The sequence below is a fragment of the Zooshikella ganghwensis DSM 15267 genome, assembly GCF_000428585.1.
Lineage (GTDB): Bacteria > Pseudomonadota > Gammaproteobacteria > Pseudomonadales > Zooshikellaceae > Zooshikella > Zooshikella ganghwensis.
The window spans coordinates 1-8,721 of the sequence record NZ_AUAF01000170.1; the positions used below are offsets into that span (position 1 = coordinate 1).

Here is an 8,721-nt window from a genome sequence, read left to right on the forward strand (position 1 = left end):
TGAGGACCACTGCTCAGCATTCTTCTTGTTTCCGGGCATAACACAGCCTTTTCTTTTCGCAACCTGACGCCAATTATACAGGGTTTTTGCTGAAATACCGGTTTCTTCTGCAAGTGCTGGAACACTCATATTATGGGGTGGCATCATCTTCGCTAGAATAGCTTCTTTTCTTTCTTTTGATACGCGCTTCACTCATCATTCACCTGCGCCCCTTTCTTTAGATTTTTACTTCAGGTGAGGCGACAACTATCCTGACATAAGGGGATGGTGAGCACATGGTAATATTTTACATAACTGGTGTACTTATATTAGTTGCAATCTACATATTCATTGATCACTGTAGGATGAAAAAGATATCCCATGAGCGTGGTGAACCAAATATTTGTGAATATGCTAGGTCTTTCGATTTTAGAAATGTAGACACAAAAATCATACGAGAAGTTTGGAATGAGATTCAACTTTCGTTAGGAAATTATAATGGTAGACCTTTTCCAGTTAAGGCTGATGATACATTCGATAGCATTTACAAAATGGATCCTGATGATCTAGATGATATCTATTGGTCTGTAGCTGATCGCTTAGGTATCGATACAGAAAACCCTGAAGGGAATCCTTATTTTAATCAGATTAGGTCTGTTAGAGATCTAGTGATGTTCCTTAATCATCAACCACGAATAAAAAAAAATAACAAGGTACTTTAGCGTAACTAAGTACTTCGCCCATTAGCTGAGTGTTAAGCATAAATTATGGAACAAAGAGTAGCAAGGTGGATTACTCACATTGTAGGCTACTCATACATAGTAGCTGCAATGCTGATCGCATTGATCTGGTTTATTGTTTCAATAGCTAACGGCGACTTTGATATTTTGCTTAGCACCATTACCCTTAAAGTGATTTTCTGGAGCTTACTCTATATCTTTTCAATATACTTGGTGTATTCGCTTAAAGGTAAAAATATAAAGCGTCGCTTAGCAAGTTGGTCATTTTCAGCCTTATTTCATGTGAGTCTATTGTTATACGTCGCAATAGTCTTCGATGCAGGTGTTGCAGCATTTATAATCGGTATTCCAGAAACAATTATTATTTTTCTAAGTTCTATCGGCTTGGCATCATGCATATGGTCGCATTACCAGCATCATAATGGCAGAGCCATTAGCAACGGATGATAATATCACTAACAAGATACTTTCATACTGACATGGTATAGCTGCACCAATAAAGAACACGACTACGTACATATGAATATAGCGCTAAAAACAATTATTACTGCCATTTTTGTTTTAGTTTTATGCTTTGCTATTTCAAGCACAGTGAATGAAGCATGGCTTACCGTTTGGTTTTTGCTGTTTTTCTTTGTAGGCATACCTTTTAGTTTTCTTGTGCTAAAAGATTTATTGGTCGTGGTTGCACCAAGGTGGATTGGCCCTTCACAGCTTCTTATGCATATTTGTGCGTTATTTGGTGTTCTATACCCATCACGACCTAAAAATGATTCGTGATGGGTATATAATTTAGTTGAAAATAACTGCTATGCTAATTATTCTGGAATTAATGCTGTAAAAGTTAAATAAAGCACGGCTCTATATGCTATCCCCCCCTAGGAATCCATATAGAGCATTAAATAATATAACGATCGGTTTTTATTTTTTGAGCCAGTTGGTCAAAGCTTAACTGTAAATTGGCTATATAGTCAGTAGCATTGGGTGCTGATGGTACTGGCTGACCAATTACAATATCCGAAAAAAATGGAACAATGACCTTTTCACCTTTAGGTAGTGTCTTACCAAGTCCGTAGATAAAAACAGGGGTAACCGTACACTCTGCATGTGCTTGACTTAAATAAAAAATACCTTTCTTTAATGGTTGTCGCTGCTCAGGTTCACCTCGGGTTCCTTCAGGAAATAAAATCAGTATTTGGTTGTCAGCTAAGGCTTGATGGCAAGGCTGTAAGAGGTCTTCTTTGTTTGTCAGCGTGTTTCGTTCTATGGGAACAAGATCTAGTATATTTTTCGAAAACCAGGAAAGGAAACGATTTCTAAAGAAATAATCTGCTGCGGCAACTGGTCTTACCATAGATAATGTTTTGAGTGGATATAGGCTCATTAATACAACTGCATCAAGATGACTGTTATGATTAGCTACAACAATAGCTGGTCCAAAGCAAGGTAAGAGCTCCCTGTTATAAATACGTAAACCAATTAAAATAGTAATGATTGGCTTTATTAGCAACGAAAAAAAGAGCAATTTAAGCCATTTCGTTTTTTTAGGTTTAGTAGTGCAAGTAATAGACATAGTGAAAAAATAATGGTGTGGTATAAATTAGGCTATCAACTCGATCAAGAATGCCGCCATGTCCAGGAATGAGGGCACCACTGTCTTTGATATTTAAGTCGCGTTTAACTGCAGAGATAGAAACATCGCCAATAAAGCCAAATGTTGCAATCATTAATCCTGCGCCTATGCTTTCCCATACAGTAAGAGGGGTTAAAAAGGGCGCTAACAAATAGGCTAACAATGTAGTAATGATTAAACCACCAATAAACCCCTCTGTTGTTTTTTTAGGACTTACTGTTGAAAGTACAGGATGTTTACCCAATAACTTTCCCCAAGTAAATTGCATTACGTCGTTAAACTGAGCAAGTAGTACTAAAAATAAAATAAATCCATAGTTGCTTGCATGTTCGTTAACATGTTCAGGGAGCTTTAAAAAATACGCCATGTGACTTAAACAGAAAACGGTGAATAAAAGCAACCAGTTTATTGTACTTGCAGCTGTCATAAACCCTTTGGTATTACCTATTAATACCATACGCATAGGTAAAAAAAGTGCCATATAAAGCGGAATAAATATAATAAACATGCCATACCAGCCAATATAGATCCAGTAAAACTGAAGAGGAATGGCAATATAGGCCCAAAAAATGGGGCGATGATCTGTACGGCGGGTTGGAATCAATGATACAAACTCTTTAAAGGCAAAAAAGCTAAGGAAACCTATAGCTGTTATGGTAAAACCTTCAGGAACTAAAAATGCCCCGAAAATGATGGTCACCATTACCCACCACGCATTAATTCGTTTGGTTAGCTCCTGGTAATCATGGGCTGCTAAGCGGTGCTTTAAACGGTAGATGAGTAGTGATCCAAGGCACAGTAGGCTGTATATCCCTCCAAAAGTGATAAAAATGATATTGGGTATACCAAATAGCGGGTGGTTCATAAAGTTCCCTTAAAAAGTATATTTTTGAGAAGTATACAGTATATCGTTCTATCGCAAGATGAAGGGACGTCTTTGTCAGTGGTGAAATAAGTATACAGTGTTGTGAGTATACAACGAATTGAGTTCAAGAGAGTAATGTGAAGAGTAAAACAGATACTTTGCATATTCGTGTAAAAATAAGTTTGATTTTTCAAATTTATTGCAGAATGAAAACTATGCTGTGAGTTTTCTCCCATTATGAACAGTTTTGTCGTGTAATACTCCTGATCAAACGTTGTTCCCTGTGTGATGGGGATAGCCAATGAAGGAGTACTATGGGATGAGTCATCCAGTTAATGGGTATGGAGAGAGTCAAGCTTTCCCCAAAACGTCAGCAGCTTACAGCACAAATATAAAGCAAACTGAAGTAAGCAATGCCAAACAAGTATTTGGTGTTTTATCGATTTCCTCTACATTAGCGATGCGTCATCTAGATAATCATGACGCTTTTATGAATGGCGCTAGAGTGCTTGATATTAAAGCGGTCGCCAAACTGATTAAAAGGATGACATACCGTGTGCAATTAGGTGATCAACACGCGGATAAAAAAATAAAACAATGGGATAAGTTAATACAAGAGCAGCATCAGCACATGGAGCAGGCGATAACTCAAATTAAAATTGATTTATCAGGGCATTTACCCCAATGTACAACGGCTATAAATAATAAAGTTCAATACAATATCCATTGGAATGACCCACTTGTTTGGAATTTATTGAGAATGGTTATGTTGTTAGATCATGGCTGTATGTTAGTGAATGAAGCAAGTAGAAGGCAGTTGATTGACTCACGACAGCAGAAAAAATGGTACTCTGAGTTGGGGAAACCGTTAAGAAAGGCAATGCGAACTATCGCTGAAACAGCTATGCAAAATAAGAGTAAGTCCTTGGGGATTTTAGCACAGGTTGGAGGTACCCCCTTAGTTGATACTGCTTTGCCAACACATACGGTTAGCAAGGCTTCTGAAGTGCAATATTCTTAGTGTGATTATGTATTTGACGATGCATTAAAGGGTTCAGTAAATGTAAAGTGAGCTAGTCTAATAAGTAAAAGATACCGCTTGATAGACACTGAAACCTCTAATGGACATATTGAATCAAAAAGTCACACTATTGAGTAAAATACCATTAACGCCTCGAGTGTTATGGCTACGCTTCCAACTATCTGAACCACTTTTATTTCAAGCAGGCCAGTTCATCAAGCTTGAGTGGGATATTAACGGACAACATGTTGCCAGAAACTATAGTATAGCTTCACCTCCCTACCAGGGGATGACTACATTTAGTCTTGTTGCAACCTTACTGGCTAATGGTGTTGCATCAACTCAATTTCAGTTTGCTCAGCCAGGTTGGCAAACTTCGTTAAAAGGGCCTTATGGTCGTTTATTGTTACCCAAAGCAGTTGAGTGTCCATCACAGCTTATTTTAGTGGCTACAGGTACTGGAATAGCACCATTTTATGCTATGTTGCCTGATTTAGAAGAATATCTGAAATGTGGCTGTCACGTAGATTTGTTTTTTGGAGTAAGAAATAGCGAAGAATTATTTTTCTTTTATCCTTTTAAAGTGCTTGCTGAGCAATATAGTCACTTTAATTTTACGGTATGCTTCAGTCGACAACAGACGACAGAATCAGCATGTTTGCATTCAGGATATGTACAGCAGTACTTAGTTAATATTGATGTTCATCCCAATGCGTTAGTTATGCTGTGCGGTCATCCTGACATGGTGGATGGTTGCTTTACACTTTTTACGAAAGATAAAGGTTTAAAAGCTTCTCAAATAAAACGTGAAAAATACATTCTTAATCATTAGTTTTCATTCGGCAGATGATTTTTTGTCCAACTTCTAGGGTCAAGTTGGTAGTAACTTTGGAGAACTTGAAATAATGCAGGATTATGCGTGGCTAGCTGATGAGGGTGAGTAAAAAATGTTTCAGTGGCAACGGCAAAAAACTCTGCGGGATTTGTAGCACCATATTGATTAATCACGTGGGGGATACCTACTATCACTTCATGTCGTAATCGAGCTAGCTCTTCAGCCATCAAATGACTCCAGTGTTGAAAGCTGTGTTTGGGTCCTAAAATAGGGATACCATCGGTATAGCCATCTTCTGCATCCAGCTGATGGGCGAACTCATGAAAGGTCACATTTTGCCCTCGTTGTGGGCAACGGCTATCGTTGATAACATCGTCCCAGGACAGAATAATGCGCCCATTATGCCAAGACTCTCCCAAACGATGAGAAGGTGCATTAGAAATAATACCTTCGTTAGAATACTGAGCATTTGGGACAGTGAATGCACCAGGATAAACCAGTATTGATTGTAACTTGCTGTACCATGCTCTGGGTTGATTAAGAATGAGCAGGCAAGCCTGTGCAGCAATCGTCACACGAATTTCTTCTGTTAAGGTGAGTCCTTGGCAGCCATAAAATTTTTTTTCTAACAAAAAGAGTTGGATTAACTTTTGTAGTCGAATCTTAAGTGAATGGGGTAATAGATTATAAATCGCAAAATTTTTATTTAAAATCTGATGCCAGGATTGTGGGAATGCTGTTTTAAGAACACGCTTACGTCGGAGTTGGGGAGCTATAAACACTTTGAATACGACAAAGCTTAGCAAGATAATACAAACTATTGCATAAATGATGAGGGTCACATCAGGCACTAATATACTCCTATGTGTGAGTTAGAGGCTCTCTGCACCCATTACTGTGGATATGCGCTTTCTGGTGTGAGGCTAGTTAATGTAATATGAAGGCTATCGGAAATTATTCAAGTATACCCCTTCACTTTCGGAACATTTATTCAAAACGAAGGAATTTTATGCCTACAGCCCACACAGTGGGTAAAGGTAACCGCGGCGTAATAAAAAGTTTGCTATTCTTTAGTATGAGTTTTTTAAGAATAATTAAAATAATATGTTGTTATAATGAAATATTTTTTTCGTAATAAAGTTGTCGTTATTACAGGTGCTTGTGCAGGCATTGGACGACAGTTGTGTCTTCGTTTTGCGCGAGCAGGAGCCTGGATTGTCGCAATTGATCTTGACCAGTCTCAACTGGATGCGCTGGTAAATCATATTGAAGCACTTAATACCCGTGCAATGGGGCTTGCCTGTGATGTAAGTCGAGAAGCGGATGTTGATCATGCTTTTAATTCGATTCTTGATCAATTTAAAAAAATTGATGTTTTGATTAATAATGCGGGCATTACTCACCGGAGTGCGTTTATTGATACTGATATTGCTGTATTTCGACGTGTGCTGGATGTTAACTTTTTTGGTGCACTGTATTGTACGAAAGTAGCCCTACCTGCATTATTGGATAGCAAAGGACTGGTGATTACATTAAGCAGTATGTCTGGCTTTACGCCTATGTGGTTTCGCTCTGGCTATAGCGCCAGCAAACATGCATTACATGGTTTATTTGAAAGCCTAAGGCTGGAAGTAGAAGAGAGTGGCGTCAGTATTATGATGGTGTGTCCAGGCTTTACCGCAACGGATATCCATAAAAATGCACTTGAAGGCGATGGTTCAATTACCAAGTCGCCTTTCTCATTAGTGGGACAGTTAGCATCACCTGTTGATGTAGCTGATGAGATCTACCAGGCAGCGAGCAAGCGTAAACGATTAGTGGTGTTATCCAATGTCGGGCGGCGCGCAAGAATGCTTTCTTATTTATGTCCACATTTATTTGAGCGCTTAATGTTAAAGGTTAAGAGAGAGCAGCAAGGGAGGTCATAAACTTTCTTAAAGTCATCTCTAAAAATGCATTTTTTCATGATAGTCGTGTCAGCACTGTACTCATAACACGGCTAGCATCTATAAGTACTTAAGGCTGACACGCAGTAGCTGTTTAGCCCTCATTTATTCCTTATAGACTGCGGTCCTTCGTGTGGCGCTTCCTTGCTTTTACAAAAAATTACTATTTTTAGAGTTACCCTTGAAAGCTAAGAATGGTATACAAGAGTAGTATAACTTTTCTATACCCAATACGAATGGTTTTTAGGTGCGGCCATCGAGTGACGAAGCCCTATGAGCCTATATTACCAATGAGCCTATATTAATAGGTGATTGGAATGAGGAGTGAAGATAACAAAACCTAGAAATCATTCGTGAAGGGTATATGTTTATATAGTGCAATCATAAGGTATAAGATGCTAAGGAATTTAAGTTTTATTGGTGTATTAATGAGTATATGTGTTGGTTGTGGCGCTAAACAGCCTGCAAATTATATTACTTGTCCAGAGTCGAGGCCTGAGGCTTGTACGCGTATATACCAACCAGTATGTGCAGAAAGAGATACCGGTGTTCGTTGTGTTACAACACCTTGTGATGAAGCGGTTGAGTGGGTTCAAAAGTCAAATAGCTGTGAAGCCTGTGCAGATGAAAAGGTCTATGGATATTATTCAGGAGAATGTGCTCAAACTAATACCGTAAATTGATGTGTGAAGTGGGGATATATTATGGTTTAGTGTAATCTCCCTTAAGTAACATATTATAAAGCTCATCATAGGTACCGTCTTTTTTCATTGAAGCTAAACCTTGATTAAACTGTTTTAAAAGTTCAAGTGAGTCGCTTCTAACTTTTGGAAAGAGAAGGTGACCTGTTCTCGTTGCTAGCGGGATGGGGTTATATGTTATTTGCTGAACTTGTGCACTATCAAACTCTTGACTGAGTAAACTTTTACCTGCGACTAAATCCATTATAAAAATATCAGTCCTTTTTTTAAGTAGCATTCTAAAATTTAATGTATCTGAATTGCTGGGAACGATATTAAGTTTTTTGGATGCATGAGCATCCCAAAATGCTTTGGTATAGGTATAACCTCTTGTAGCCCCTATTGTAAAACCAACCAGATCATCAAGAGTTTCCCATTCTGAAAAATGTATGGATTTTAGGTGGAAGAAAACAATTTTTTCACTGTATAAAGCATCGCTATAGTAGAAATATTTAGCACGTTCTTCAGAGTAATACCAAAACGCTGTTGCATGATGCTTTCCACTCTTACCCTCTTTATAGTTTCTGGCCCAAATATGATAAATGTAGGTAACCTGATAACCCTGGCGCAAAAATGCTTCGCTGATGAGGTGGTGAACGAAGCCACCATGTTTGTATTTGGATGATGACCATGGGGGATACTCACCTGTGGTAATAGATATAAGCTTTTCTTGGGTAAGAGTCGGGGCTGATACAAATAAATGAGCAACAATTAAAAATGAAAGAACTACTTTTTTCATTACGATAAACTTCTATACCCATAGCGTTTGAGAATTAGGTTTAATCTTTTGATTTAACAAGGGAAATTGTATATCCTTTGCGACCATGAAAGGATTTTGGCTCACAGAAGAAGAATTAAAGGCGTTGCGCATAGCTCACAGGGCTGAGCGCAATCGTCATGCAGCGTATAAAATCAATGCAGTGATTTTGCTTGGTAGCGGATGGAAGCTAAACCAAGTTAAA

11 protein-coding genes are annotated in these 8,721 nt (G+C 38.3%); 6 read left to right on the forward strand and 5 right to left on the reverse strand.

All coding sequences use genetic code 11. The features are described 5' to 3' along the window. Positions 1-192, reverse strand: a 192-nt coding sequence (locus F607_RS0122295; protein ID WP_027709844.1) for a transposase, incomplete at its 3' end; no start/stop codon positions are given. Positions 193-275: 83 nt separating this feature from the next. On the opposite strand from F607_RS0122295, the gene F607_RS0122300 reads away from it, so the two are divergent. Together F607_RS0122300 and F607_RS0122305 are read left to right on the forward strand one after the other, a co-directional pair. Further along, the gene (locus F607_RS0122300; RefSeq protein ID WP_027709845.1) at positions 276-701 is read left to right on the forward strand and encodes a hypothetical protein; all 426 of its coding nucleotides are present in this window, start codon (positions 276-278) and stop codon (positions 699-701) included. Positions 702-746: 45 nt separating this feature from the next. After that, on the forward strand, positions 747-1,166 hold the full coding sequence (locus F607_RS0122305) for a hypothetical protein (protein WP_027709846.1): 420 nt from the start codon (positions 747-749) through the stop codon (positions 1,164-1,166). A 451-nt stretch (positions 1,167-1,617) separates the two neighbouring features. Here the strand turns inward: F607_RS0122305 and F607_RS0122315 are convergent, their stop codons facing one another. Next, positions 1,618-2,292 (reverse strand): lysophospholipid acyltransferase family protein, encoded by a 675-nt coding sequence (locus F607_RS0122315; protein ID WP_051311740.1) that lies wholly within the window; start codon positions 2,290-2,292, stop codon positions 1,618-1,620. After that, on the reverse strand, positions 2,270-3,217 hold the full coding sequence (locus F607_RS0122320; protein WP_051311741.1) for a phosphatidate cytidylyltransferase: 948 nt from the start codon (positions 3,215-3,217) through the stop codon (positions 2,270-2,272). The genes F607_RS0122315 and F607_RS0122320 overlap by 23 nt, the downstream gene beginning before the upstream one ends. 319 nt (positions 3,218-3,536) lie before the next feature. Here F607_RS0122320 and F607_RS0122325 point away from each other — a divergent pair, with 319 nt between their 5' ends. Together F607_RS0122325 and F607_RS0122330 are read left to right on the forward strand one after the other, a co-directional pair. Continuing rightward, a complete protein-coding gene (locus F607_RS0122325; protein ID WP_027709850.1) occupies positions 3,537-4,238 on the forward strand; it encodes an AcaB family transcriptional regulator in 702 nt (233 codons plus the stop codon). A gap of 100 nt (positions 4,239-4,338) precedes the next feature. After that, positions 4,339-5,070, forward strand: coding sequence for an FAD-binding oxidoreductase (locus tag F607_RS0122330; protein WP_027709851.1), 732 nt, complete (start codon positions 4,339-4,341; stop codon positions 5,068-5,070). Here F607_RS0122330 and F607_RS0122335 read toward each other — a convergent pair. After that, positions 5,067-5,924 (reverse strand): M90 family metallopeptidase, encoded by an 858-nt coding sequence (locus F607_RS0122335; protein ID WP_051311742.1) that lies wholly within the window; start codon positions 5,922-5,924, stop codon positions 5,067-5,069. The genes F607_RS0122330 and F607_RS0122335 overlap by 4 nt on opposite strands. A gap of 264 nt (positions 5,925-6,188) precedes the next feature. Here F607_RS0122335 and F607_RS0122340 point away from each other — a divergent pair, with 264 nt between their 5' ends. Both F607_RS0122340 and F607_RS0122345 read left to right on the forward strand, forming a co-directional pair. Then, positions 6,189-7,001: an SDR family oxidoreductase gene (locus F607_RS0122340; protein ID WP_038292066.1), complete on the forward strand. Its 813-nt coding sequence runs from the start codon at positions 6,189-6,191 to the stop codon at positions 6,999-7,001. 446 nt (positions 7,002-7,447) lie between these two features. Continuing rightward, the gene (locus tag F607_RS0122345; RefSeq protein ID WP_157365566.1) at positions 7,448-7,702 is read left to right on the forward strand and encodes a hypothetical protein; all 255 of its coding nucleotides are present in this window, start codon (positions 7,448-7,450) and stop codon (positions 7,700-7,702) included. A gap of 19 nt (positions 7,703-7,721) precedes the next feature. On the opposite strand, the gene F607_RS0122350 is transcribed toward F607_RS0122345, so the two are convergent. After that, positions 7,722-8,498 carry a substrate-binding periplasmic protein gene (locus tag F607_RS0122350; RefSeq protein WP_027709855.1) on the reverse strand — a complete coding sequence of 259 codons (777 nt, stop codon included), beginning with the start codon at positions 8,496-8,498 and terminating at the stop codon, positions 7,722-7,724. Between the last annotated feature and the right edge of the window lie 223 nt (positions 8,499-8,721).